Raw genomic sequence first — 23318 nt, 5'->3', positions numbered from 1 at the left:
CACGTTCTGAGGCACTCCTGTGCAAGCTGGCACTACGCCTTCGAGGAAAAAGGAGAGTACGTCCGGCATAGGATGGATTGGAAAACCCAAAGAATCCTCATGACGTACATCCACCCGATACCCAGGAAAGTTATTTCTGAGATTCTGGCATATCTCGGCATGAGCACGGACTGACCCATAGAGGGTCCACATTGGACGATTCTGACACAGAGTGCGGTGGAGCATTCCCTTGAGGGACGGCTTTAGCCTTCCGAAACAAGGGGGTAGATGGTGCTGCTGGACAGGATTGAACTGTCGACCTCTCCCTTACCAAGGGAGTGCTCTACCACTGAGCTACAGCAGCGGGCGCCGGGAAAGCGAGGCGGTTCCTAGGGGGATGCGCGGCCCCGCGCAAGCCCCTTTGTGCCGCGCGGCGGCGGAATCCCGCGTCGCGCGGCCGGCCCGTCTCAGCGCATCGGCCAGGCGTAGAGCAGGCCGCCCTCGGTCCAGAGGGCGTTCATGCCCCGCTCCAGCCCGAGCGGCGTCTTCGGGCCGATGTTGCGGTCGTAGATCTCGCCGTAGTTGCCGACCTTGCGGATGGCGTCATAGGCCCAGTTCTGCGGCAGCTTCAGGTTCTGCCCGGTGTCGGGGGTGACGCCCAGCAGGCGGCGCACCTCGGGATTGCTGCTCTCGGCCCGCATCTTCTCCGCGTTGGTGCTGTTCACGCCCAGCTCCTCCGCCTGCACCACCGCCATGGTGACCCAGCGGATGACGTCGAACCATTCCGGGTCGTCGCGGCGGACCACGGGGCCGTAGGGTTCCTTGGAGATCCGCTCGGGCAGGATGACGTAGTCGCCCGGGTTGGGGGCGGTGGAGCGGGCGGAGGCGAGCTGCGTCGCATCGGTGCCGATGGCGTCGCAGCGGCCGGAGAAGAAGGCCTGGGCGGCGACGTCGATGCGGTCGAACAGCACCGGCTGGATCTGCACCCCGGCGGTGCGCGCCCAGTCGGCCGTGACCACCTCGTTCGTGGTGCCCTGCAGCAGGCAGACGGTGGCGCCGCCGAGTTCCGCGATGCCGCCGAGATTGGCCGCCTTCCTCACCATGAAGCCGTGGCCGTCATAGAGGTAGGGATGCACCATCCGCAGGCCGAGGGTGGTGTCGCGCGACAGGGTCAGGGTGGTCTGGCGGATCAGCACGTCCACCTCGCCGGCCTGGGCGGCGGTGAAGCGCTGCTGCGCCGTCAGCGGCAGGAAGCGCACCTTGGCCGGATCGCCGAACAGGGCGGTGGCGACGAAGCGGCAGAGATCGGCGTCGAGCCCGCGCCAGACGCCCTGGCTGTCGGGCTGCGAGAAGCCGGCGCTGCCGACGTTCACGCCGCAGTTCAGGGTGCCGCGCGCCTTGATGGCATCGAAGGTCGCGCCGGCGCGGGCGGCCCCGGGCAGGGCGGACAGGCCGAGCAGCGCCGCGGCGGCGAGCAGGCCGGCGCGGAGGGATCGCAGGGACATCGGAAGCCTCGTTGTTCTTGTCTGGGGACGATCCTTCCGGTCCGCGGGCGAGGCGTCAATCGGGTGCATCCTGAAAAGGCCGGCGCGGCAGGGCGCCGCGCCGGAGTGCCTGCCGGCTAGCCGCCGGCGTCCGGCCCGGCCCGGCGCGCCGTCACCTCCCGGCGCAGCGCCTCGTAGAGACCCAGCGCCGCGACGGCGAAGTTCGGCAGCGCGCTCTGCAGCTCCGGCGAGAGGGTGATGCCGAAGCCCGAGGCCATGATGAGGAACAGGCCCCGCCAGGTGCTGGGCTGGGCGATCTGGTTGCGGATCCATGCGCTCATGGGGAAGGCGCTCCTGCTGGAAGGGCGGAGGGTCAGAGGCTGTCGATGGTCAGGGCGTTGGCGGCGACCGTGACGGTGCCGGGGCCGGTGATCGCGGCCGGCTGCGCCAGGCTGCCATAGGCGAGGGGGTTGCCGCCCGAGAGGGCGTCGTAGAGGCAGAGATGCGTCAGGTTGAGCGTCGTCGCCACGCCGTTCACGGTGAAGCTGGCATTGAAGACGAAGCGGATGACGTCGGCGTTGCGCTGCAGCCCGGTGCCGGTGAAGGTCACGCGCTGGCGGGCATAGCCGTTGCCCACGGGCTCGCCGCTCAGGCCGGCGGCGGTGGCGCCGGTGCCGAGCGCCAGATAGACCGTCGAGGGCAGGCTGGGCGAACGGGCGCAGAGCGCGCGCGCCAGCATGTTGCGGGCATAGTCGGTCAGGGTGGGCATGGGTCTCGGTCCTTGTCGGGAGAGGGGGGACGGGAGGCCGCGCTCAGGCCGCGGCGGTCAGGGCCTGGAGCGCGGCGTCGGGCAGGCGCACCGGCCGGTGCTCGATGGCCTCGATCTCGCCATTCGCCGCCCGGTCGAGGGCGGCGGCGGCATGGCCGGCGAGCAGGCGGCCGAGGCCGCCCGGCAAGGCCGCCGTGGCGCCGGCGACGACGCCGCCGTTCAGGCAGGCGGCGAGGCCCGTGGCCGACCAGGCGAGGCCCAGCCGGAACGGCACGCCCGGCGTCATCTCGCCCAGGGCCAGGCTGGCGAGCGTGGCGCCGCCCGCCTGCGCCAGGGCGCGCAGCGCGGTGCCGCCGGCGGGGTTGAGCAGGGCGAGGCGGTTGCCATCGGTGCCGTCGTCGAGCTGCAGCAGCCCCTGATCCGCCAGGGCGTTCGTGGCCGGCAGCAGGGCGCGCAGCAGCACCGTGCCGGCGCCGCCGAGCCCGCCCTGCGGCGTCCAGGAGGGCTGGTCGGCCGCGCGCGCGGCGACGCCGGGCTGGCCGGCCGGCGGCAAGACCGGCGTGGTGGCGCGCCCGCCCGCCTCGAGCTGCGGCGCGCCCAGGCGCAGCGTCACGTCGAGCGCCACGCCCCCCTCCACCGACAGGGTGAATTCCGGCGTCACCTGCGTGGTGGCGGCGAGGGCGACGCTGTGCTGATGCACCGACCGCTGCCCGGCCAGCGCGCCGGGGCCGGGTGCCATGGCCGGCCCCGTCGTGCTGGTGAGGAAGCCGCCGCCGCCGCTGCGCTCGACGATCTGCGTGCGGGCGACGGAGGTGCCGAGATTGCCGGCGAGCAGCCGCAGGAAGCAGGAGAGCGTCCAGCCCTGCCCCTGCGCCGCCGCCGCGTTGGCGGCTTCCATCGACAGCCGCACGGCGCCGGTGGCGGTGGGGGTGCCGTAGAGGCGGAGGTCCATGCAGGGCAGGCCGTCCTCGCTGCCGACATCCATCACCCCGATCCGCAGGCCGAGCGAGATGACGGTGGCCCAGAAGCTGGGCAGGCTGGCGCCGGCGCCGAGCTGGCTGCCCACCGCCGCGCCCTCCATCCGCGGGTTGCGGATGGCGTTGCCGCCCGCCGCCTCGACCAGCAGGCGCCCGGCGGGCCCCTGGAAGCGCGGCTGGTTCGCCGCCACCGGCCGGAAGGCGCCGGAGGCATCCGCCGCCAGCGCGCCGCCGGCGCGCAGCGTGGCGAGCCGGCCGGCATAGCCGGGCCCGAGCAGGCGCAGCCCGCCCGGCCCGCCGAGCAGGCCCGGCATGACCATCCCCGGCGTCATCAGGGCGCCCCCGCCCCGGCCAGGTGGCAGATCCGGGTGGCGCCTCCGTCCGGGGAATAGGTCATCAGCGTGGCGACGCCGCCGGCGCGGATGCGCGTGTAGCCGTCGCTGTTGGTGGGCGCGGTGTTGCCGGTGAAGCCCGCGAGGCTCAGCGCCAGGTCCGCGCCGGTGCGGTTGATGACGCTGCAGCTGAAGCCGTCGCCGGTGTTCGCCCAGCTCAGCGACAGGGCGGCGCCGGGATTGGCGATCAGCATCCGCCCGTTATGCGCGGCATGGGTCAGCACGGTGGTCGTGGCCAGCGCCAGGGTGGTCATGCGCCGCGCGGTGAACTGGCTGTCGACATACTGCTTGGTGGCGGCCTGCAGGGCCGATGTCGGGTCGGCCGGCAGGACCACCGGGCCGGCGACCGTCAGCGTGCCGTTGCCGGCCAGCCGCAGGCGCTCCGCCACGCTGCCGCCGGAGCGCGTCTCCAGCACCAGCGCGCCCGATTCGCTGCCCGCCGCCACCGTCTCGGCGACCGCGACCAGCCGGCCGAAGACCTGCTCGCTGCCGCCGCTGTTGTTGCCGCTGGCCTCCAGCACGGCGAGGCGGTCGTTCGCCGCCGGCGTGGTGGAGAGGCGGCGCAGGCGCAGGGTCTGTGCCGCGGTCATGCCGCTGCCGCCGAAGATGAAGGACGGGTTGAGGTTTCCGCTGTCGCCGGCGAAGACGCAGTCGTTGCCGCTGACGGCGATGCTCGCCGCCGTCACCGCCGCGGTGGCGGCGCCCGCCTTGTACAGCCGCAGCTGGGCGCCGGCGGAGGTGCCGCGCTGGTGCAGGTTGACGGCGCCGTCGGTATCGGCCGAGAGCCGCGTCTCGATGGCGCCGGCCGCGCTGACAGAGGCGAGCTCGACGCGCCCGGCGGCGATGCGCTGCGTGGTCTGCACCGCGCCGCGGTTGCCGAGCAGCTGCAGCCGGCGCATCGCCGCCGCGCTGTCGGCGGTGAAGGTGACGGCGCCGGTGTCGCAGCCGGCGACGATCACCGGCCCGGCCGAGGCGCCGAGATGGATGGTGCTGCCGGTCACGTTGCTGGTGCCGGGAGGGCCGGTGAAGTCGCAGCCGATCAGCGAGACCTGGCCGGACAGCACCTCGGCGACGCGGCGCGCGCCGCCGGTGACATTGACGCCGATCACCTCATGCTGCTCGGAGCCGGTGGTCATCACCTGCAGCGAGCAGCCCTTGGAGGAGATGAAGCCGCCCATCCACTTGTTGCGCAGCGCGGTGCCGCGAATGCGGATGCCGATCGTCTGCGGGTCGGCCATGTCCACCCAGGCATCGGTGCCGGTGTTGATGAAGCTGCAGGAATGCACCTCGTCGCCGATGTCGAAGCCGATGTCGTGGCCGTACTCGAAGCAGTTCTCGAAGCTGGCCATGTCGCAGTCATAGGCCTGGTAGGCGATGCCGGGGCGGCGGTTCGCCGTGAAGTAGACCGCGCCGCCCGAGGTCCAGCCCGCGGTGAAGCTGCTGCCCTGCAGGTCGAGGGTGGTGGCGTCCACCGCCGTCACGGTCCAGCGGCCCCAGAGCGAGGGCGCGCCGGAGGCGCCGACCTCGGCGATGTTGACGAGGTCGCCGGTCGCCAGCCCGTGCGCCGTGGCGGTGGTCACGCGGAACAGCCCCGCCGGGCCGGCCGCGATGCCGGCGACGGGGACGCGCTGCGCCGACCAGCCGCGCGAGGCGGTGACCAGCGGGTGCCAGTTCACCTCGCTGATGCGCGAGACATCGTAGGAGCGGCCGAGGTAGAGGCCGTTGGTGCAGTCCCCGAGCACCTGCTCGACGCGCAGGCGCGCGTTGCCGTCGCTGCGGATGCCCCAGTCGAAGCCGAGGATGAGCAGCCGCGAGAGCAGCGCGTCGGCGCCGTTGCCGGCGGAGTTGCCGCTGCCGCCGTCGCCCACGGTGATCGCCGTCCCGGTGAAGGCGGCGGCGGCGGCGAAGCCCTCGCGCAGCGTCCGCGGCGCCGTCAGCCCCTCGCGCAGCACGGCGATGCCCTGCAGCCCGGCGTTGCGGCGGATGCGGATGGTCCGCGCGGGGCTGAGCAGGATCGCGTAGCCGAGGGTGGTGAAGTCGCCGTCCTGGCGCCAGCCGCCGCTGCCCGGGCGGCCCTGCAGGAAGACGCCGTCCTTCACCTCCAGCTCCGCCGCGGCCACCCGGTAGCGGCGCGGGCCGAGCAGGACGGCGCCGCCGCCCGCCGCGGCCGCGGCATCGAGCGCGGCCTGGATCGCCGCCGTGTCGTCGGTGAGGCCGTCGCCCACGGCGCCGTAGTCGCGCACATGGCGGGCGCGTTCCACCAGGATGCCGCCGCGCAGCTCCGCGATGCTGGCGCCGCGCGTCTCGGCCAGCGTGGCCGCGCCCTGCACCACGGGCGTCAGATCGGCGTCGCTGAGGGTGGCGGCGGCGGGCAGTTCGCTGATCTTCTTGTCGGACATCGGGAGATCCTTGGGGGGAGGGGCGGGAAGGGCGTGCCGGGTCAGAGCAGGAGTTCGCCGCCGCTCTCTCCGGAGATGCTCGCCCCCGTCTCGGTCAGCAGGGCGAAGGGCTCGGTGACGACGAAGCTGGCGGAGGTGTGCGTCGCCAGCGGCTCCAGCGGGTCGCGGACGCGGATGCGGTAGCCGGTGCCGGGCGCGGGGGCGGTGAAGCTGGCCGAGGCCGCGCCATTGGCGACGCTGCTGGTCACGGGCCCGGCCACCACGCCGCCGCCGGCATCGAGGATGCTGAACTCGAGCGCCGCGATCGGCCCGCCGACGCGCGCGCTGACGGCGAAGCCCCGGCCGATGTAGAGGCCGGCCGGCACCGCATCGAGCGCCACGCTGCGCGTCGCCGCATCGACCGGCGGCAGGCTGAAGGCGAGGCCGAGGGCGGAGGAGGCGGCCAGCCGCAGCGGCGCCGCCGAGGCATCCAGCACCACGCCGTTGCCGACCCGGCCGCTGCTCTGCACCGGCAGGAAGTTCAGCGAATCCGCCGCCTGCGCCACGAGGATGTGGCCGGGCAGCAACCGGTCCGCCGCGCTGGCGAAATAGCCCTGCGCCAGGATGGCGGCGCGGGTGTCGGTGGTGACGTAGAGCCAGAGCGTGAAGCTGCCGGTGCTGCTCAGCGGCGACAATCCGCGGGGATCGAAGGGCATGCGCATCTCCTGGTGCGGGCGCGGCGACCGGCACGAAAAAAGCCCCGGCGCCGGGGGGGCGCGCGGGGCGGGAGGGACGGGGCTCGAGGACCTCGGGGGGCGGGCCGGGGCGCGGGCGGTGGGCGCAACTCGGCCGTTGATGCAGCGGAGTTAGCGGAGGGGGGAGGGGATGTCAAGAAAATAATCCTAGATTGATGGGTACATTTTCTTTCCGGCCCGGCCCTTCCGGCGTGGACCCGCGCCGCGCCCGCCACTAGCCTGGGCGCGCTCCGCAACGCCGCAGGATCACCGCCGCATGCTCCGACGCTTCCTCGCCCTGACCTTGCCCGTCCTTCTGGCCCTGGGGGCGCCAGGTCCGGTGGCGGCGCAGCAGCCGCCGGTGCTGAACGTCTACAACTGGTCCGACTACATCGATCCCTACGCGGTGGCGCGCTTCCAGCAGGAGACCGGCATCCGCATCCGCTACGATGTCTTCGACAGCCTGGAGACGCTGGAGGGCAAGCTCTCCGCGGGGCGCTCGGGCTACGACATCATCGTGCCGACGAGCGAGCCGACCTTCGCCCGGCTGGTGCGCGCCGGCGCGCTGCTGCCGCTCGACCGCGACCGGATCCCGAACTGGGGCAACCAGGATCCCCTCCTGCTGCGCCAGGTGGAGGCGAGCGACCCGGGCAACCGCCATGGCGCCATCTACCTCTATGGCACGGTGGGCCTCGGCATCCGGATCGACCGCGTGCGCGAGCTCCTGCCCGGCGTGCCGCTCGACAGCCTGGACCTGCTGATGAAACCCGAGAACGCGCAGCGCCTCGCCCGCTGCGGCATCGCCGTGATGGACAGCGCGACGGATGTCTTCCCCTCGGTGCTGCGCTGGCTGGGCCGCGACCCGAACGCCACCGACGCCGCCTCGCAGCGCGCCGCCGAGGAGGCGCTGCTGGCGATCCGCCCCTATGTCCGCGCCATCACCGCCAGCGGCAACATCATGGACGCGCTGGCCACCGGCGAGTACTGCGTCGCCCTGACCTATTCCGGCGATGTCATCCAGGCGCGGGCGCGCGCCCAGGCCGCCGGGCGCGGCGTCGATATCGGCTACGTGCAGCCGAGGGAAGGCGCGCAGCTCTGGTTCGACATGCTGGCCATCCCGGCCGATGCGCCGAACCCCGCGGCGGCGCATGCCTTCATCGACTTCCTGCTGCGGCCCGCGGTGATGGCCGGCATCACCAACCAGGTGCGCTACCCCAACGCCGTCCCGGCGGCGACGGCGCTGGTCGATCCCGCCGTGCGGCAGGACCCGAATGTCTATCCGACGACCGAGATGCTGCAGCGGACCTTCATCGCCACCACCCTGGCGCCGGCGGTGGAGCGGGGGCGCAGCCGCAGCTGGAACCGCATCAAGGCCGGGCGCTGAGCCTTGCCGGCCATCCCGCCGCTGCTCTCGCTGCGTGGCCTGGTCAAGCGCTTCGGCGACCATCTGGCGCTGGACGGGCTCGACCTCGACGTCGCGCCCGGCGAGTTCCTGACGCTGCTCGGCGGCTCGGGCTCGGGCAAGTCCACGCTGCTGCGCGTCATCGCCGGCTTCGAGACGGCCGATGCCGGCCGGCTCGACCTCGCGGGGCAGGACCTCGCGCCGCTGCCGCCGCATGCGCGGCCGCTGAACATGATGTTCCAGTCCTACGCGCTGTTCCCGCATCTGAGCGTCGCGGCCAATATCGCCTATGGCCTGCGGCGCGACGGCGTGCCGCGGGCCGAGCGCGAGCGCCGCGTGGCCGGGGCGCTCGCCCTGGTCGGGCTGGAGGGGCTGGAGGGCCGCATGCCGCAGCGCCTCTCGGGCGGCCAGCGGCAGCGCGTCGCTCTGGCCCGCGCCCTGGTCAAGCGGCCCCGCCTGCTGCTGCTGGACGAGCCGCTGGGCGCGCTGGACGCGCATCTGCGCGAGCGCACCGGCTTCGAGCTGCGCGCCCTGCAGCGGGCGACCGGCGCCGCCTTCATCATGGTGACGCACGACCAGCAGGAGGCGCTGTCGCTGGCCGACCGCGTGGCCGTGCTGGAGGCCGGGCGGCTGGTGCAGCAGGGCCCGCCGCGCGCCGTCTACGAGCGCCCGGCGACGCGCTTCGTGGCCGGCTTCCTGGGCGGCGCCAATGTGCTGGAGGGGCGGCCGGACGGGCGCGGCGGCTTCGACTGCCCTGCCCTCGGCGTCGCGCTGCGCCCGGCGGCGCTGCCGGCGGCGACCACGGCCCTGGCGCTGCGGCCGGAGCGCATCGCCCGCGCCACGGTCGCGGGCGAGAACACGGTGGAGGGCGTGGTGGAGGAGGTGGCCTTCCGCGGCGATGACAGCCTGCTGCTGGTGCGCGCCGGCGGCGGCGCCCTGCTGCGCGTCGGCCATGCCGAGGAGGACGGCCCGCCGCCGCCGCGCGGGGCCGTGCTGCGCCTGGGCTGGGAGGCGGCCGCGCTGGTGCCGCTGGCCGCGTGAGGGCGACGCCCGCCGCGCTGCTGACGCGGCTGCTGCCGGCCGCCTGGCTGCTCGCGCTGGTCGCGGCGCCGCTGCTGCTGGTGCTGGCCATCGCGCTGTCCTGGCCGGCCGACGGCGTGCCGCCCTTCACCCTGCCCTGGAGCGGAGGGCAGGGGAGCGAGGGGCGGGGCGCCAATCCGGAGGCCTTCGCGCTGATCCTGGGCGACGGCTTCTACGGCGGCGCCTTCCTGGGCTCGGTCCAGGCCGCCGGCGCCACGGCGGCGCTCTGCCTGCTGCTCGGCTTCCCCATGGCGTTCGGCATCGTCCGCGCCGGCCCCGCCTGGCGCGGGCCGCTGCTGCTCGCCATGCTGCTGCCCTTCTGGACCGGCTTCCTGCCCCGCCTCGGCGCCTGGATCGGCATCCTGCGCGACGAGGGCTGGATCAACGGCGTGCTGCTCTCCCTCGGGCTGATCGAGGCGCCGCTGCCGCTGCTCTACTCCACCCCGGCGCTGCTGCTCGGCATGCTGCACGCCTACCTGCCCTTCGCGGTGCTGCCCCTCTACGCCAGCCTCTCCCGCCTCGACCCGGCGCTGGAGGAGGCGGCGGCGGATCTCGGCGCCGGCCGCTGGACCGCCTTCGCCACCGTGACCCTGCCGCTGGTGGCGCCCGGCGCGGCGGCGGCCTTCCTGCTGGTCTTCATCCCCGCCGCCGGGGAATACGTCATCCCCGAGCTGCTCGGCCCGCCGGGGGCGCAGATGGTCGGGCGGGTGCTGTGGCAGGAGTTCTTCCAGAACCGAGACTGGCCGGTGGCGGCCGCCCTGGCGGTGCTGCTGCTGCTCGCCCTGCTGCTGCCGATCCTGCTGTTCCAGCGGCTGGAGGCGCGGCGGTGAGGCGCCGGCCCCTGTCCCTGCCCTGGGCCTGGATCGGCCTCGGCTGCGGCCTCGCCTTCCTCTGGCTGCCGGTCGTGCTGCTGGTGCTCTACGCCTTCAGCGCCGACCGCATCCCGTTCCAGTGGGGCGGCTTCTCGCTGCGTTGGTTCGAGGCCCTGGCGGCGAACGGGCGGCTGCTGGAGGCGGCCTGGTTGTCGCTGCGGGTGGCCCTCGGCGCCGCCAGCCTGGCCACGCTGCTGGGCGGCGCCCTCGGCTGGGTGCTGGCGCGGCATGGCCCGTTCCGCGGCCGGGCGATCCTCGGCGGGCTGGCGGGGGCGCCGCTGGTGCTGCCGGACGTGGTGATCGGCCTTTCGCTGCTGCTGCTCTTCGTTCTGCTGGAGGGGGCCACCGGCTGGCCGGCCGAGCGCGGCGCGCTCACCATCCTGCTGGCGCACGCCACCATCGGTGCCGCCTATGCCGCGGTGCTGGCGCAGGCGCGGCTGGCCGAGATGGAGCCGGAGCTCGAGGATGCCGCGCGCGACCTCGGCGCCGGCCCGGCCACCGCCTTCCTGACCGTCACCCTGCCGCTGATGGCGCCGAGCCTGCTGGCCGGCTGGCTCCTGGCCTTCACCCTGTCGCTCGATGACGTCGTGGTGGCGAGTTTCGTCTCCGGCCCGGCGGGGACCACCTTGCCGATGGTGATCTTCTCCATGCTGCGCCTCGGCCTGACGCCGGAGGTGAACGCCCTGGCCGTGGTGATCCTGGGGCTGGCCGGGCTGGCAGGCGGGCTCGGGCTGCTGGCGCTGCGCCTCCTGCGGCGGCGGTGAGGCCGCGCCGCGCCGCCGCTTGTATCGGCCACGGCACGACCCAGATGCCAGAAATGTGGACGACCCGGCCGGGCTGACGGCGCGGCGGTCAGACCTCCATCGGGCCCTCCGCAGCGAGGCACAACGCCGCCGCGCCATGACGCGGCGCGAGGGGAGGCTGACCATGGCGACCACCTTGATCCTGGAGCGCGGCGGGGTGCCGAGCGTGCCGGCCATCCGCCGCATCGGCGTGGCCGATGTGCGGGAGGCGCTGGCCGCCGGCTGGCGTGACTTCAAGGCCAACCCGACCCAGCTCGTCTTCCTGGCGGTGATCTACCCGGTGATCGGGCTGATCGCCGCCCAGGCCATGGCCGGGCGGTCGGTCATGCCGCTCTTCTGGCCGATGCTTTCCGGCTTCGCGCTGATCGGGCCGGTGGCGGCGCTCGGCATCTACGAACTCAGCCGGCGGCGCGAGCGCGGCCTGCCGGTGAGCTGGTCGAATGCCTTCGACGTGCGCCATTCGCCGGCCATCCTGTCGATCCTCGGGCTCGGGCTGATGCTGCTCGGCCTCTTCCTGCTCTGGCTGCTCGCCGCCCGGCTGATCCATGGCATGACGCTGGGGGCGCTGCCGCCGGCCCTGTCGGTGGCGGAGTTCGTCCAGCAGCTGTTCCGCACCCCCGAGGGCTGGCGGCTGATCGTGCTGGGCAACCTGGTGGGCGGGGTCTTCGCCCTGGCGGTGCTGGCGCTGACGGTCGTCTCCTTCCCGCTGCTGCTCGACCGGGCGGCGGAGGGCCGCGCGGTGGATGCGGGGACCGCGATCCGCACCTCGCTCCGGGCGGTGCGCGCCAATCCGGGGCCGATGCTGCTCTGGGGCCTGATCGTGGCGGGCCTTCTGGCGCTGGGCAGCCTGCCGCTCTTCGTCGGCCTCGCCGTCGTGCTGCCGGTGCTGGGCCACGCCACCTGGCACCTCTATCGCCGCGTGGTGGCCGACTGAGCGGCCGGCCGAGTCGTCCGGCCGGGGCCGCCATGCGGCGGCGGGGAGGGCGCTCCGGCCCTGGCGCGGGTTGCCGCCGCCGCCCGGAGAGGGGTAGGGTCCGGCGTCTTTTCGTCCTGGATCCGTCCCTACCATGAAGCTGACCGCCGAGCGGCTCGACCGCATCGCTCCCTCGCAGACCATCGCCATCACCGCCAAGGCGCGGGCGCTGAAGGCGGAGGGCAAGAACGTCATCGGCCTGTCCTCCGGCGAGCCGGACTTCGACACGCCGCAGAACATCAAGGACGCGGCGATCGCGGCGATCCAGAAGGGCGAGACGCGCTACACGGACGTCTCCGGTACCCGCGCGCTGCGTGAGGCCTGCGCCACCTACTTCCGGCGCGAGCACGGCGTCGACTACAAGCCGGAGGAGATCGTCGTCTCCACCGGCGGCAAGCAGGTGATCTTCAACGCGCTGCTCGCGACCATCGACGATGGCGACGAGGCCGTCATCCCCGCCCCCTGCTGGGTCAGCTATCCGGACATCGTCTCGCTGGCCGGCGGCAAGCCGGTGATCGTGCCCGCGGGCCAGAACCAGGGCTTCAAGATCACGCCCGAGCAGCTTGAGGCCGCGATCACGCCGAAGACCAAGTGGCTGATCCTGAACAACCCCTCCAACCCGACCGGCGCCGCCTACGCGCCCGCCGAGCTGAAGGCGCTGGCCGAGGTCCTGCTGCGCCACCCGGATGTCTGGGTCTTCACCGACGACATCTACGAGAAGCTGGTCTATGGCGGCTTCAAGGCCAGCACGCTGGTCGCCGTCGAGCCGCGGCTCAAGGACCGCACCGTGACCATGAACGGCTGCTCGAAGGCCTATGCCATGACCGGCTGGCGCATCGGCTTCGCCGGCGCGCCGCTGGCGCTGATCAAGGCCATGGACAAGCTGCAGGGCCAGTCCACCTCCAACACCTCCTCGATCTCCCAGGCCGCCGCCATCGAGGCGCTGACCGGGCCGCAGGATTCGGTGGAGGCGATGCGCAAGGTCTACGAGCGGCGGCGCGATCTGGTGGTGGGGCTGCTGAACCAGGCGCCCGGCATCCACTGCCTGACGCCCGAGGGCGCCTTCTACGTCTTCCCCTCGGTGCATGGCTGCCTCGGCAAGACCACCGCCTCGGGCAAGCGGATCGAGACGGACGAGGATTTCGTCACCGCGCTGCTGGAGGATGAGGGCGTCGCCGCCGTGCACGGCTCGGCCTTCATGTTTCCGGGCCACTTCCGCATCAGCTACGCGACCGACGATGCCTCGCTCACCGAGGCCTGCGCGCGCATCCGGCGCTTCTGCGCCGGCCTGAAGTAGGCGGGAACGGGGACGGGGCGCATTTCCGCCCCGTCCCCCCTCGTTCCCATCGTCGCGCTCAGGCGGCGCGGCGGTCGCCGTGGCTGCCTTCCTTCACCTCCTCGACGATCTTCGCCACGAAGGCTTCCAGGTCGCCGGGATTGCGGCTGGTGACGATGCCCTTGTCGGTCACCACGGGCTGGTCGCTCCACTCGGCGCCGGCATTGACCACATCGGTGCGGATCGAGGCGAAGGAGGTCATCTTGCGCCCCTTCGCCAGCCCGGCCTCGACCAGGATCCAGGGCGCGTGGCAGATCGCCGCCACCACCTTGCCGCCGCTGGCGAAGGCCCGGACGAGATCCAGCACCGCGGGCTCGGCCCGCAGCTGGTCGGGGTTCATCTGGCCCCCCGGCAACACGATGGCGTCATAGTCCGCGGCCTGCACCTCGGCGAGCCCGCGGTCCACCGGGACGGCCTGGCCCCAGTCGGGCGGCGTCCTGGACCCGTCCCAGCCGCGGATGCGGCCCGGCTCGCGCGTGCCCTCGGGCGCCGCGACATGCACCTCGGCGCCCTGGGCGCGGAGCTTCTCCAGCGGCACGGTCAGCTCCGATTCCTCGAAGCCGTCGGTGGCCAGGATCAGGATCTTCGCCTGCTTGATATCGGGCATGGTGAGCCTCCTTCGCGGTCTGGGGTCGCGAGGGAAACGGCGTTCCCCCCGGCCGGGTTCCGCGACCGCCACCCGATGCGGACAGGGCTGGGTGGCGGTGGCCGCACGGCAACCGCCACGGCGGAAACGGTCAGGGGACGTCAGAGCGCCTTGTAGAAGAACAGCTGGTCGCCCAGGCTGCCATCCGGATTGCGCACGAAGCCCGGGATGCGCCCGGCCTCCACCCAGCCCAGCGCGCGATAGAGCCGCTCGGCGGCATCGCCGGCGCGGCCGTCCAGCGTCAGCAGGCTGCGGCCGATGCCGCGCGCCGCCTGCTCGGCCCGCTGCAGCAGCGCCCGGCCGACGCCCTGGCGGCGGAAGTCGGGATGCACCAGCAGCTGCGCCACCACGGCACGGTGCGGCTGGGTCTGGGGGGTGCCTAGGTCGAGCTGCACGGAGCCGGCCATCCGCCCTTCCTTCCAGGCCACCAGCAGCAGGCGCGAGCCCATCGCCACCTCGGCCGAGACGCGGCGCCAGGCGGCGCGCGCCACCTCGGGCGCCAGCGGCGCGCGATAGTCGAGGCAGGCGCCGTCGGCCACGCAGGTGACCAGCATCTCGGCCAGGTTGCGCTCGGCGCTGGCGGCGGCGGCGGCGTCCAGCGCCTCCACCACCAGGCCCCGCGCCGGCTTGGCGTAGCGGAACTCCAGCGATTTCGAGATGTCGTCGAGGATGCGGATCGAGCCGGCCCGGACATAGCCGCGCTTCTCGTAGAAGCGGTGCGCCGCCTCGAAGCGGGTGTCGGTCCAGAGCACCAGCCGCTCGGCGCCCTCTGCCTGGGCATGCGCCTCGGCGCCGCCCAGCAGGGTATGCGCGAGGCCGCTGCCGCGCTGCGACGCCTCGACATACATCTTGCAGATCTCCCAGGCGCGGTCGGAGCCGAGCGGGCGGGTGGCGACCATGCCGACGATCCGCCCGCCCGCCTCCGCCACCCAGACGGCGCCACCCGCCGTGGCGAAATAGGTGGCCAGCGCGCGCAGCTCCGGCACCTCGCCATCCACGTCCAGCACGCAGTTGGGGTACTCGGCCCAGGCCGTGCCGATCAGCCGGATGTAGCCCTCGGCATCCTCGTCGCGGCCCGGCCGGATGGAGAGGGGATGGGGCAAGGGACGGGTCGTGGGCGAGACGGCGGTCACGACAGCTCCCGGCAGAACTCCACGATGCGGCGGCAGGCCTCGCGCAGGCTCTCCGTATCGGTGGCGTAGGAGACGCGGATATAGGGGCTCATGCCATAGGCCGCGCCCTGCACCGTCGCCACGTGCTTCTCCTCCAGCAGCGCCAGGGCGAAGTCGGTGTCGTTGCCGATCGCGCGCCCGCCCTTGCTGGACTTGCCGAGGCAGCCGGCGATGTTCGGATAGACGTAGAAGGCGCCCTCGGGCTTGTGGCAGGACAGGCCCGGCGCCTCGGCCAGCAGCCCGCAGACCAGGTCGCGGCGCTCGCGGTAGATCGCGGCGCGCTCGGCGATGAGATCCTGCGGCCCTTCCAGCGCGGCCACGGCGGCGGCCTGGCTGATCGTGCTGATGCCGCTGGTGAGCTGGCCCTGCATGTTCGCCATCGCCTTGATCAGCGTCTTCGGCCCGCCGGCGAAGCCGACGCGCCAGCCGGTCATGGCATAGGTCTTGGAAGTGCCGTTGACGGTCAGCACCCGCTCCTTCAGCCGCGGCTCGACCTCGGCGATGGTGCAGAACTCCAGCCCGTCATAGACCAGGTGCTCGTACATGTCGTCGGTCATGATCCAGACATGCGGATGCCGCAGCAGCACCTCGGCGATGGCCTGCATCTCGGCGCGCGAGCAGGCGGCGCCGGTCGGGTTGTTCGGGAAGTTCAGGATCAGCCACTTGGTCCTGGGCGTGATCGCCGCCTCCAGATCCTCCGGCCGCAGCTTGAAGCCGTTGTTCTGCGGGCAGCTGACGAAGGTCGGCGTGCCGGTGGCGAGCTTCGCCATGTCGGCGTAGCTGACCCAGTAGGGCGCCGGGATCAGCACCTCGTCGCCGGGGTCGCAGGTGGCCAGCAGCGCGTCCATGATGATCTGCTTGCCGCCATTGGCGACCAGGATCTCGTCCAGCGCGTAGTCGAGGCCGTTGTCGCGGCGGAACTTCATCTGCACCGCCTTCTTCAGGGCGGGCGTGCCGTCGGTCGGCGGATACTTGGTGTCGCCCTTCAGCGCCGCCTGGTGCGCCGCCTCGATGGCGTGGTCCGGCGTCGCGAAGTCGGGCTCGCCGCTCGCCAGGCTGATGACCTTGTGGCCCTCGGCGGCGAGCGCGCGGGCGCGCACGCCCATGACGACCGAGGCGGAAACGGCGATGTCCTTCAGGCGACCGGCGAGGGCAGGCATCAGCGGGATGAACTCCGACATGTCAGCAAGGGGATGCAGCCTAGGCCCGCCGCCGCCCCGCGCCAAGCGCCCCGGACCCCGATCGGCGCCGCCCCGCTCAGGGCCGGGCGGCGCCGACCCGCCAGCCGGCGGCCTGCATCCCGGCGATCGCCGCGTCGAAGGAGGCGATGCGGTCCGGACCGGCCGGATGGGTCGAGAGCAGGCCGGTCTCGCTGCGGCCGGACAGGCGCGCCATGGCCAGGAGCATGCTGCGGGCCTCGGCCACGTCGTAGCCGGCGCGCCGCAGGATGGCGGCGCCGAGCGCATCGGCCTCGCGCTCCTGCGCCTTGCTGTAGGAGATCACGGCGAGCTGCGAGCCGATTCCCGCCGCCCCCTGGGCCAGCCCGTCCGTGGCGACGCCCGCATAGGCGCCGGCGAGGGAGGCCAGGATGCCGCCCAGCGCGGCGCCGAGCTGGGCGCGCTGCGTCGTGCTCTGGACGTGGTTGGCGGCGTGGTGCGCCATCTCGTGCGCGATGACGAAGGCCAGCTCGCCATCCGTGCGGGCATATTCGGCGACGCCGCGCTGGACGACGATATCGCCCTCGCCGGTCGCGGCGGCGTTCAGCTCGCGGCTCGGATCGTAGATGAAGCGCCACTGGCAGCTCCGCCCGAGCTCCTGGCAGACGGTGCTGCCGGCGGGCGCCAGGCGGCGCGCCACGCGGGCGATGGCCAGGCGGGATTCGGCATCGCCCAGCTCGCGCCGGACCGGCGCCTGGCCCTGGCCGATCTCGGCGAGGACCGCCTGCTGCTCGGCGGCCGAGATGGCGGGGGGCTGGTACAGGGCCGGCGCGCAGCCGGCGAGAAGCGGCAGGAGCAGCCAGGGCAGGGCAGGGCGGATCATGATCCTCCGTCCGGTGTCAGGTGTTGTCCGTATGGGGCGGGGTCAGGCGGCGGGGTCGAGGAAGCCGTCGAGCGCGGCCAGCACCGCCTCCGGCGCCTCCTCCGCCAGGTAATGGCCGCTCGGCACCGGCCCGCCGGAGACGGGGCCGGCGGCATAGGCGCGCCAGATGTCGAGCGGGGCATACCACTGGCCGATCCGGCCCCTGGCGCCCCAGAGCGCCAGCAGCGGGCAGCGGATCCTCTCCCCGGCGGCACGGCTGGCGCGGTCGTGCTCCAGGTCGATCCCGGCCGCGGCGCGATAGTCCTCGCAGATGGCGGCGACGGTGCCGGGCTGCCGCAGCGCGGCGAAATAGTCGGCGCGCGCCTCGGGGTGGAAGAAGCTCCGGTCCTTGGGCTCGCGCGAGGTCTGCAGGTCGAACCAGTCCTCGACGTCGCGCAGGATCATGCGCTCCGGCAGGTCGTGCCGCTGGGCCAGGAAGAACCAGTGATAATAGCCCAGGGCGAAGGCCATGTCGGTCCGCTCGAAATGCTCGAGGGTCGGCACGATGTCGAGCACCGCCAGGCGATGGACGGCCTCCGGCGCGTCCAGCGCCAGGCGGTGCGCCACGCGGGCGCCGCGGTCGTGCGCCATCACCTGGAAGCGCGCATGGCCCAGGCCGCGCATCAGCCCCAGCATGTCGGCGGCCATGGCCCGCTTGGAATAGGCGGCGTGGTCGTCGCTGACCGGCGGCTTGCCGGAGAAGCCGTAGCCGCGCAGGTCGGGGCTGATCACCGTGAAGCGTCGCGCCAGGGCCGGGGCCAGCCTGTGCCACATCAGATGGGTCTGCGGATTGCCGTGCAGCAGCAGCAGCGGCGGTCCCTTGCCGCCATGCCGCAGGCGCAACCGCTGCCCGGCGATGTCGCGTTCCTCCAGCGTGAAGCCTTCGAAGAGCATGGTCTTCCTTTCCTCCGCCCGTGAGAGGGCCGCGACGCAATGTCAGCCAAGCACGGTATAGAGGCCGCAGCCCAGGCCCAGCACGCAAAGCACCATGGACAGGCCGGGCCAGACCGGCCGCGGGCCGCGCAGGGCCAGCAGCAGGTTGAACAGCAGGGAGAGCGCGAAGCCGAGGCCGACCACCAGCAGCGGCCGCATGTAGAGCCCCCAGACCAGCAGGCCGATCCAGAGGAAGAAGGCGAAGCGCGCCAGCAGGCGCCAGGCGGCGTCGGCGCCGTCCGAGGCGGGGCGCAGTTCCGGCACGCTGGCGCGGCTGTGGATGAAGGCGCCGCCGGAGAGCAGCATCAGGGCAGGCAGGAAGGGATCCATAACCGTCGCGGTAGCTTGGCCGCGCCGGATTGCCAAGCCGTCATGTCGGGCCATGCCCGCCGCCGCCCGGCCGGCCGGATCGCGGCGCGGCGCGGGAGAGGGGGCAGTGGCCGCACTCCCCACGGCCGGGCAGGCGGTAGAGCAGGCAGCAGACGGTCCGGCGCGGCTCCGGGCCGTGCGGCCCCTCGACCAGCCGCAACGGCTCGCGCAGCGGGTTCGGCGTCCCGTCGGGGCGGTGGTCCGCCGCCAGGATCGCGAGGCCGGGCCGGGCGGCTTCGGCATCCTCCGCCGCCGCCTCCCGCACGGCCCAGGCGAAGTAGCCGGCGGCATTGGCCCAGAGCAGACGGGGCGCGACCCGCAGCTCCGCCGCCCAGGCCGCGATCAGCGGGGCCAGATGCTGATCGGCCAGCGCGGCGAAACGCCGGAAGGGATCCTCGGGGGCGGGTGCCGGCCGCCCGCCATGGGGCAGCACCACGGCGACCGGAAAGCCCTGCGGATCGAGTTGCACCGCGGCCCCGGCGACGGCCAGCGGAAGCCGCCGGAAGGCCAGCAGGCTGGTCACCACCACGGGCGGGATCAGGGTGTGGAAGTAGTGGCGGCTCCAGAGGGAGAGCAGGGCGCGAGGGTCGCTGCCGGCATGGCCGGAGCAAAGGTCAAGGCTGCGGCGCATGCCCCCCGGCGCCATCAGCGCGCGCAGCGGCACCGCCTCCGCCGCCGCCTCGTCCTGCCTCCGGGGCGGCACCAGGCGCCGGCCCGCCCGGCCGGCGGCGCCCCGCAGGAAATCGAAAGGCTCACTCTGCAAGGCGGTCTCCGGGCTCGGCCGACGGGACAATGATGAGGATGAGAGGCGTTTGCAAGAAGCCTCGGTGCGGTGCCGTGGCCCTTCAGAGAGGATAGGAGGCGCACCCGTCGTTCCGGTTTTATTAAGGAATCAATTGCAACTATAGGTAGCTATGCTAGAGAGGCTTCGCGTTTGGAGGTTCGGGATGAGCGAGACCTGGATCATAGCTTTCCTGTCGATGGTGATTGCCGCGCTGTCCGGCGGGTGGCTCGCCACCATCATGTGAGGTGGCGGCCGCCTGTCGTTCCGGGCTCTTCTTCCGCCGCCCCGCGCGGCCTGCCGAAGCCCTTCTGGAAACGCGATGCCCGACGAGACATTGTCCCTCCGGACCGATCTCGTGGAAGGCGCGCGCCATGTTCTCCTCTTCTGCCTCTCGGATGGCCTGTGTTGCCCTCCTGACCCTTGCGGCCTGCGCGGGACCCGATGCGGGCACCTTCGATCAGCGCATGGCGACCTATGTCGGTGGACCGGAGTCGCGCCTGATCGAGGATCTCGGCGTTCCGCAGCGCGTCTATGAGACGGAAGGCCGGCGCTTTCTCCAGTTCCAGACGGCCTCGGCGCCGGCCAGCACCGTCAGCCCCAGCCTCGGGATCGGCTTTGGCGGCGGCAGCGGGCGCTGGGGTAGCGGCGTCGGCGGTGGCCTCGGCCTGGGCTTCGGTTTTGGCGGAAGTTCGGTACCGGAGTTCTGCGCCGTGACCTTCGAGGTGCGCGACAGTCGCGTGCTGAACTTCGATCGACGGGGCGACGGCTGCCGCTAGGGCGGCACCGGACCCGAGGGCGACCGGAATGCCTGACCGGAATGCCTGACCGGGGCTGGGCTGTTTGCTAGCCTGCGTCCCGCGGCGCCACTCCGGCGACCGCAGGAGGATGACCATGAATCGCTTGGCGAAGGCCATGATCCTGACCTGCCTGCTCGCCGGCTGCGCGCCGCCGGGCGAAGGGCCCGCGACGACCCAGGCCGTCGAAACCACGCGCAAGGCCTATCCGGTCTATTTCGAGGCCTGGTCGGGCGCACTGGATGCGCCGGCGCGGGAAGGGCTGCGGCAGGCGGCGGCGCTGGCCCGGGCGTATCCGCAGGTTCCGCTGCTGGTGGTGGGCTTCGCCGATCCGGCCGGGACGCCCGAGGCCAATACCCAGCTCTCCCGGCTGCGCGCCACCGTGGTCGCGGATGAACTCAAGGCGCAGGGCGTCGAGGCCGCGCGCATCCGCACCGAATGGCGGGGCGCCACCACGCCGGCCATGTCTTCGATCGAGAGCCGCCGGGTCGAGGTGCGCATCGATCCGGGCTGAGCGCCCAAAAAGAAGGCCGCCAACCCTCGCGGGTGGCGGCCAAGTCATACAGGGAGGCTTCACGTCTGGGAGCCACGGAACTCGTCGGTGGTGTTCTGGATGGCGTCCTTGGTGACCGAGATTCAGGAGATTCTTTCGGGAAATCCGCGAGATAGGATACGCCTCCCCAAGCTTCGACGTGTCCTTGGACGTGCCCCTGATGAATATGACGGTCTCGCAGGTCGTGGGCGGCAAGGCGTCCTTGCCTGCTGGGCGGACCTCCCGCCGAATCGCCCTGACGGACCGGCGCCTTGATGACTGGGCCACCAAACGGCTCATCAAGCCGGTGGACCTGAGCGACACCACCGTCCGGGGCCTCTCTGCCCGCATTCATCCGTCCGGTCGGCGCACCTTCTATATGCGCTGGCGTGTAGGCGACGTATTTCACCGTGTTCGACTCGATGCGGCGACGGTGGCGGAGGCGCGGCAGAAAGCGGTTGAGGCCAAGGCCGCTATCGCCATTGGCCGGGACCCGAGGGCAACCAAAGCGGCTCATGGCCCGGCCACGGCCCTCACCGTCTCGGAGGCGATCCAGACCTACACCGAAGACGAGCTTCTGATCCGGCGGAACCGGGACGCCCGTTACGTCGAGAACGTCCGGCGGCTGTTCCGAAACCATGTCGAGCCGCATATCGGTCACCTCCGGCTGATCGATCTCGGCCACGCCGACCTGTCCCGGCTGTTCACGCTTCTGGTGAAGGGCACCTCGGCCAAGGCCAGAGGAGAAGTGGTCGGCCCCTCAGCAGACCGGCAGCGTCGGTCCAAGCGCCCCATCGACGGCCGCGCCAAACGGGTTTCGGTCATGCCGAATAGGGTTCATGCCCAGATCATGGGCCTGCTGCGGTGGGCGGAGGAGGACGGCAGGCTGCCGCCCGGCGTGACGCCCAAGATCAGGAAGCCCATCCGGATTGAGCCCAGCCTCCGTCGCCTGCAACAGGGCACCAAGCGGGTTCTCGATCTCGCGCATCTGGCGGGGCTCTGGCTCGCCGTCGAGGACGAGCCGGATCACATCCGGAGCCTGATCCGGTTGCTCCTGCTGTTGCCGCTCCGGCGGCAGGAGGTCACCGGTCTGGAATGGAACGAGGTGTTGGGCCTGACGAGCACCACGACGACCATGGACAACACCATGTTCTCGGGGCCGAGGCTCGACATCTCGGCCACCCGGATGAAGGGTAATCGGCCGCATCTGGTGCCCCTGCCACCGCTCGCGACCGACCTGTTGAAGGCCATGGCGCAGCGCCGGGGCAATGCTGGACCTTATGTATTCTCGACGACTGCGGGGCGGACGCCATTCGCGGGATGGCAGAGCCTCGTGGTCCGGCTCCGGCGTCGATGCCCGGAACTGCCAGCCGGATGGACGATCCATGATTTCCGGACCGCCATCGCCACCGCCATGGGTGAACGGCTCGACGTGGACGAGATGCTGATCGCCCGGCTGCTGGCCCACAGCATCGAGGCCAAGATCGGCATCACGTGGCGCTACGACCGCAGCCGCCGGATCAAGCCCATGTTGGACGTGCTGGTGAAATGGGAGGGCCTGCTGCTGGACGCGGTCGAGCAGCAGAAACACCACGGCCGCCTCAAGGGCGGCCAGTGCTGAAAGCTCAAAGGTGTTTCTCCCGGTCATCGGGATGGTGCCCTGACGAGACCAATGAGGTTCGAGGGCACCAAGGAGGTTGGCTGGCCCAGATCAGGCCAGCCCCGGACCTTAAAGGAGGTTGTCGGACCAGTGGTCAAACTCAGACTGGACCCGGCGGGAGGCGCAGCCCACGTAGACCGTCCAGCGGTCGGGCTGCCTGTCGAGAGTTCCGAGAACCCGGAGTTCGGGGCGGCTATCAACCATTCGGGTAAGACGGCGGTGGTCCGCAGGATCGATCTGGGTGACCGACACGTAGGGATGGGATTCAGGGATCGTGAAGAACGGCCTTAACTCGGCGTAGCGCATGGTATGGAACTTCTTGAAGGGGTTTGGCACCGCAAGGTGCGACCCTATTTAGCCGTGCAGCAAAACGACGTTCTGGTGCACCACCAACGTGGCGGCGTCGCGCGGCGCTCCTGAAAAAGGTTCGCCGCCTCCACGTTATGGTTGAACTTCAAGGAAGCCGTTCCGTAGGATGCTTTCATGCAGTGAACAGTTCCTGCATTGCAGCCAATGGTAGCTGCATTTTGGAAGACTATCGTGACTAACCCTTTAGACCTTTCGGCCTCGACTGACGTGACGGGCCGCGACTACGACATCCTCGTCAAGGCTTTGGCCTACGCGATCACCGCCATCGACAGCCTGCCGCGCATTCGGCAGGAGGTGAGTGACTGCGATGACATGCGGCGCCTGCTCGCTGCCATGAGACCGAACACGAGGTGGCATCGCGAGGAGATCATGGCGGCGCGGCGGCACATGGGATTCGAACCGTTTTTCTTGGACCCGCAGGATCACCAGCGTCACCTGAACTAAGGTGCTGTCAGAGGGCGAGCAGCTTTGCCTCGCCCTTGGACTGCTTGGTCTCGATAACGTTCTGGAAGACCAATCCCTCAACCTCGTTGAAAGCCGAGCGGCCAGTCCGGGTTCAAACCTCGTTGGAAGTCGAGGTCGATGACGGGCTCTCGGCGTCGGTCTGATTGTCCGACATCATGGTCTCCGTCTCGGCCAGCCACTCGATGATGGCCTGCTCAAGCGTGCGCACGACCTCGTCCCAATCCTCCTCAGTCATCGGCTGCCGAAATTGGTCCAGAAAGTTTGGACCCGGCATGGCGTCGTCGTCGAGATCGGGTTCGTGGTGCTGGTCGTGGTCATCGGGCGGGTTCATGCGGT

The 23318-nt window shown here is 71.8% G+C and carries 25 protein-coding genes and 1 tRNA gene; 10 read left to right on the top strand and 16 right to left on the bottom strand.

All coding sequences use genetic code 11. The annotated features are described in order from the left end of the window. Positions 1-268: 268 nt before the first annotated feature. From ACF3NH_RS01850 to ACF3NH_RS01820, 7 genes are all read right to left on the bottom strand, one after another. A tRNA-Thr gene (locus tag ACF3NH_RS01850) sits at positions 269-343 on the bottom strand. A 103-nt stretch (positions 344-446) separates the two neighbouring features. Continuing rightward, complete coding sequence (locus tag ACF3NH_RS01845) at positions 447-1484, bottom strand: amino acid ABC transporter substrate-binding protein (protein WP_198366047.1); 1038 nt, start codon at positions 1482-1484, stop codon at positions 447-449. A 116-nt stretch (positions 1485-1600) separates the two neighbouring features. Continuing rightward, positions 1601-1804 (bottom strand): hypothetical protein, encoded by a 204-nt coding sequence (locus ACF3NH_RS01840; protein ID WP_198366048.1) that lies wholly within the window; start codon positions 1802-1804, stop codon positions 1601-1603. Positions 1805-1836: 32 nt separating this feature from the next. Then, positions 1837-2232 carry a phage tail fiber protein gene (locus ACF3NH_RS01835; protein WP_198366049.1) on the bottom strand — a complete coding sequence of 132 codons (396 nt, stop codon included), beginning with the start codon at positions 2230-2232 and terminating at the stop codon, positions 1837-1839. Positions 2233-2275: 43 nt separating this feature from the next. Further along, entirely contained in the window at positions 2276-3541 is a 1266-nt protein-coding gene (locus tag ACF3NH_RS01830) for a hypothetical protein (RefSeq protein WP_422921651.1), read from the bottom strand. Next, positions 3541-6000: a glycosyl hydrolase family 28-related protein gene (locus ACF3NH_RS01825; protein WP_422921650.1), complete on the bottom strand. Its 2460-nt coding sequence runs from the start codon at positions 5998-6000 to the stop codon at positions 3541-3543. Before ACF3NH_RS01825 ends, ACF3NH_RS01830 begins: the two co-directional genes overlap by 1 nt. A gap of 41 nt (positions 6001-6041) precedes the next feature. Next, positions 6042-6695 (bottom strand): hypothetical protein, encoded by a 654-nt coding sequence (locus tag ACF3NH_RS01820; protein ID WP_198366052.1) that lies wholly within the window; start codon positions 6693-6695, stop codon positions 6042-6044. Between the two features lie 295 nt (positions 6696-6990). Between ACF3NH_RS01820 and ACF3NH_RS01815 the strand changes: the two genes are divergently transcribed. The 6 genes from ACF3NH_RS01815 to ACF3NH_RS01790 all read left to right on the top strand — a co-directional run bounded on the left by ACF3NH_RS01815 (position 6991) and on the right by ACF3NH_RS01790 (position 13140). After that, a complete protein-coding gene (locus ACF3NH_RS01815; RefSeq protein ID WP_422921649.1) occupies positions 6991-8097 on the top strand; it encodes an extracellular solute-binding protein in 1107 nt (368 codons plus the stop codon). Between the two features lie 3 nt (positions 8098-8100). After that, on the top strand, positions 8101-9156 hold the full coding sequence (locus ACF3NH_RS01810) for an ABC transporter ATP-binding protein (protein WP_422921648.1): 1056 nt from the start codon (positions 8101-8103) through the stop codon (positions 9154-9156). Further along, positions 9153-10025 (top strand): ABC transporter permease, encoded by an 873-nt coding sequence (locus ACF3NH_RS01805; RefSeq protein ID WP_422921647.1) that lies wholly within the window; start codon positions 9153-9155, stop codon positions 10023-10025. Before ACF3NH_RS01810 ends, ACF3NH_RS01805 begins: the two co-directional genes overlap by 4 nt. Continuing rightward, positions 10022-10831, top strand: a complete 810-nt coding sequence (locus ACF3NH_RS01800) for an ABC transporter permease (protein ID WP_422921646.1) — start codon at positions 10022-10024, stop codon at positions 10829-10831. Before ACF3NH_RS01805 ends, ACF3NH_RS01800 begins: the two co-directional genes overlap by 4 nt. A gap of 163 nt (positions 10832-10994) precedes the next feature. Further along, entirely contained in the window at positions 10995-11804 is an 810-nt protein-coding gene (locus ACF3NH_RS01795) for a DUF2189 domain-containing protein (RefSeq protein ID WP_422921645.1), read from the top strand. Positions 11805-11937: 133 nt separating this feature from the next. Further along, positions 11938-13140 carry a pyridoxal phosphate-dependent aminotransferase gene (locus tag ACF3NH_RS01790; RefSeq protein WP_198366055.1) on the top strand — a complete coding sequence of 401 codons (1203 nt, stop codon included), beginning with the start codon at positions 11938-11940 and terminating at the stop codon, positions 13138-13140. Positions 13141-13198: 58 nt separating this feature from the next. Here ACF3NH_RS01790 and ACF3NH_RS01785 read toward each other — a convergent pair whose 3' ends face one another. From ACF3NH_RS01785 to fhuF, 7 genes are all read right to left on the bottom strand, one after another. Then, positions 13199-13786, bottom strand: a complete 588-nt coding sequence (locus ACF3NH_RS01785; RefSeq protein ID WP_422921643.1) for a type 1 glutamine amidotransferase domain-containing protein — start codon at positions 13784-13786, stop codon at positions 13199-13201. A 140-nt stretch (positions 13787-13926) separates the two neighbouring features. After that, positions 13927-14958 (bottom strand): GNAT family N-acetyltransferase, encoded by a 1032-nt coding sequence (locus ACF3NH_RS01780; protein WP_422921642.1) that lies wholly within the window; start codon positions 14956-14958, stop codon positions 13927-13929. After that, positions 14955-16157, bottom strand: a complete 1203-nt coding sequence (locus tag ACF3NH_RS01775; protein ID WP_422924703.1) for a pyridoxal phosphate-dependent aminotransferase — start codon at positions 16155-16157, stop codon at positions 14955-14957. Before ACF3NH_RS01775 ends, ACF3NH_RS01780 begins: the two co-directional genes overlap by 4 nt. A 97-nt stretch (positions 16158-16254) precedes the next feature. Then, the gene (locus ACF3NH_RS01770) at positions 16255-17037 is read right to left on the bottom strand and encodes a M48 family metalloprotease (protein ID WP_422921640.1); all 783 of its coding nucleotides are present in this window, start codon (positions 17035-17037) and stop codon (positions 16255-16257) included. A gap of 42 nt (positions 17038-17079) precedes the next feature. Further along, a complete protein-coding gene (locus ACF3NH_RS01765; protein ID WP_422921639.1) occupies positions 17080-17970 on the bottom strand; it encodes an alpha/beta fold hydrolase in 891 nt (296 codons plus the stop codon). 42 nt (positions 17971-18012) lie between these two features. Next, positions 18013-18339 (bottom strand): multidrug DMT transporter permease, encoded by a 327-nt coding sequence (locus ACF3NH_RS01760; protein WP_198366060.1) that lies wholly within the window; start codon positions 18337-18339, stop codon positions 18013-18015. A gap of 40 nt (positions 18340-18379) precedes the next feature. Continuing rightward, positions 18380-19141, bottom strand: a complete 762-nt coding sequence (gene fhuF / locus ACF3NH_RS01755) for a siderophore-iron reductase FhuF (RefSeq protein ID WP_198366061.1) — start codon at positions 19139-19141, stop codon at positions 18380-18382. Positions 19142-19626: 485 nt separating this feature from the next. Between fhuF and ACF3NH_RS01750 the strand changes: the two genes are divergently transcribed. The 3 genes from ACF3NH_RS01750 to ACF3NH_RS01740 all read left to right on the top strand — a co-directional run bounded on the left by ACF3NH_RS01750 (position 19627) and on the right by ACF3NH_RS01740 (position 22109). Continuing rightward, positions 19627-19938, top strand: coding sequence for a hypothetical protein (locus tag ACF3NH_RS01750; protein WP_198366062.1), 312 nt, complete (start codon positions 19627-19629; stop codon positions 19936-19938). 115 nt (positions 19939-20053) lie between these two features. Then, positions 20054-20470: an OmpA family protein gene (locus tag ACF3NH_RS01745; protein WP_198366063.1), complete on the top strand. Its 417-nt coding sequence runs from the start codon at positions 20054-20056 to the stop codon at positions 20468-20470. Positions 20471-20669: 199 nt separating this feature from the next. After that, on the top strand, positions 20670-22109 hold the full coding sequence (locus ACF3NH_RS01740; protein ID WP_422921626.1) for a tyrosine-type recombinase/integrase: 1440 nt from the start codon (positions 20670-20672) through the stop codon (positions 22107-22109). A 108-nt stretch (positions 22110-22217) separates the two neighbouring features. Here ACF3NH_RS01740 and ACF3NH_RS01735 read toward each other — a convergent pair whose 3' ends face one another. Beyond that, complete coding sequence (locus ACF3NH_RS01735) at positions 22218-22454, bottom strand: hypothetical protein (protein WP_422921627.1); 237 nt, start codon at positions 22452-22454, stop codon at positions 22218-22220. Positions 22455-22724: 270 nt separating this feature from the next. Between ACF3NH_RS01735 and ACF3NH_RS01730 the strand changes: the two genes are divergently transcribed. After that, on the top strand, positions 22725-22961 hold the full coding sequence (locus tag ACF3NH_RS01730; protein WP_422921628.1) for a hypothetical protein: 237 nt from the start codon (positions 22725-22727) through the stop codon (positions 22959-22961). 112 nt (positions 22962-23073) lie between these two features. Here the strand turns inward: ACF3NH_RS01730 and ACF3NH_RS01725 are convergent, their stop codons facing one another. Beyond that, positions 23074-23313 (bottom strand): hypothetical protein, encoded by a 240-nt coding sequence (locus ACF3NH_RS01725; protein ID WP_422921629.1) that lies wholly within the window; start codon positions 23311-23313, stop codon positions 23074-23076. Positions 23314-23318 lie beyond the last annotated feature (5 nt).

It is taken from the genome of Pseudoroseomonas sp. WGS1072 (genome assembly GCF_049340465.1).
In the GTDB taxonomy this organism is placed as follows: domain Bacteria; phylum Pseudomonadota; class Alphaproteobacteria; order Acetobacterales; family Acetobacteraceae; genus Pseudoroseomonas.
Note: the sequence above shows the minus strand (reverse complement) of the source record. Positions and strands in the feature narration are given on the sequence as shown.

Coding starts and splice junctions, on each gene's coding strand:
- ACF3NH_RS01790 (WP_198366055.1), top strand. CDS start 11,938: ATGAAGCTGACCGCCGAGCGGCTCGACCGCATCGCTCCCTCGCAGACC.
- ACF3NH_RS01820 (WP_198366052.1), bottom strand. CDS start 6,695: ATGCCCTTCGATCCCCGCGGATTGTCGCCGCTGAGCAGCACCGGCAGC.
- ACF3NH_RS01725 (WP_422921629.1), bottom strand. CDS start 23,313: ATGAACCCGCCCGATGACCACGACCAGCACCACGAACCCGATCTCGAC.
- ACF3NH_RS01750 (WP_198366062.1), top strand. CDS start 19,627: ATGGCGACCTATGTCGGTGGACCGGAGTCGCGCCTGATCGAGGATCTC.
- ACF3NH_RS01845 (WP_198366047.1), bottom strand. CDS start 1,484: ATGTCCCTGCGATCCCTCCGCGCCGGCCTGCTCGCCGCCGCGGCGCTG.
- ACF3NH_RS01840 (WP_198366048.1), bottom strand. CDS start 1,804: ATGAGCGCATGGATCCGCAACCAGATCGCCCAGCCCAGCACCTGGCGG.
- ACF3NH_RS01745 (WP_198366063.1), top strand. CDS start 20,054: ATGAATCGCTTGGCGAAGGCCATGATCCTGACCTGCCTGCTCGCCGGC.
- ACF3NH_RS01765 (WP_422921639.1), bottom strand. CDS start 17,970: ATGCTCTTCGAAGGCTTCACGCTGGAGGAACGCGACATCGCCGGGCAG.
- ACF3NH_RS01835 (WP_198366049.1), bottom strand. CDS start 2,232: ATGCCCACCCTGACCGACTATGCCCGCAACATGCTGGCGCGCGCGCTC.
- ACF3NH_RS01815 (WP_422921649.1), top strand. CDS start 6,991: ATGCTCCGACGCTTCCTCGCCCTGACCTTGCCCGTCCTTCTGGCCCTG.
- ACF3NH_RS01760 (WP_198366060.1), bottom strand. CDS start 18,339: ATGGATCCCTTCCTGCCTGCCCTGATGCTGCTCTCCGGCGGCGCCTTC.
- ACF3NH_RS01735 (WP_422921627.1), bottom strand. CDS start 22,454: ATGCGCTACGCCGAGTTAAGGCCGTTCTTCACGATCCCTGAATCCCAT.
- ACF3NH_RS01785 (WP_422921643.1), bottom strand. CDS start 13,786: ATGCCCGATATCAAGCAGGCGAAGATCCTGATCCTGGCCACCGACGGC.
- ACF3NH_RS01825 (WP_422921650.1), bottom strand. CDS start 6,000: ATGTCCGACAAGAAGATCAGCGAACTGCCCGCCGCCGCCACCCTCAGC.
- ACF3NH_RS01740 (WP_422921626.1), top strand. CDS start 20,670: ATGAATATGACGGTCTCGCAGGTCGTGGGCGGCAAGGCGTCCTTGCCT.
- ACF3NH_RS01795 (WP_422921645.1), top strand. CDS start 10,995: ATGGCGACCACCTTGATCCTGGAGCGCGGCGGGGTGCCGAGCGTGCCG.
- ACF3NH_RS01775 (WP_422924703.1), bottom strand. CDS start 16,157: ATGCCTGCCCTCGCCGGTCGCCTGAAGGACATCGCCGTTTCCGCCTCG.
- ACF3NH_RS01830 (WP_422921651.1), bottom strand. CDS start 3,541: ATGACGCCGGGGATGGTCATGCCGGGCCTGCTCGGCGGGCCGGGCGGG.
- ACF3NH_RS01770 (WP_422921640.1), bottom strand. CDS start 17,037: ATGATCCGCCCTGCCCTGCCCTGGCTGCTCCTGCCGCTTCTCGCCGGC.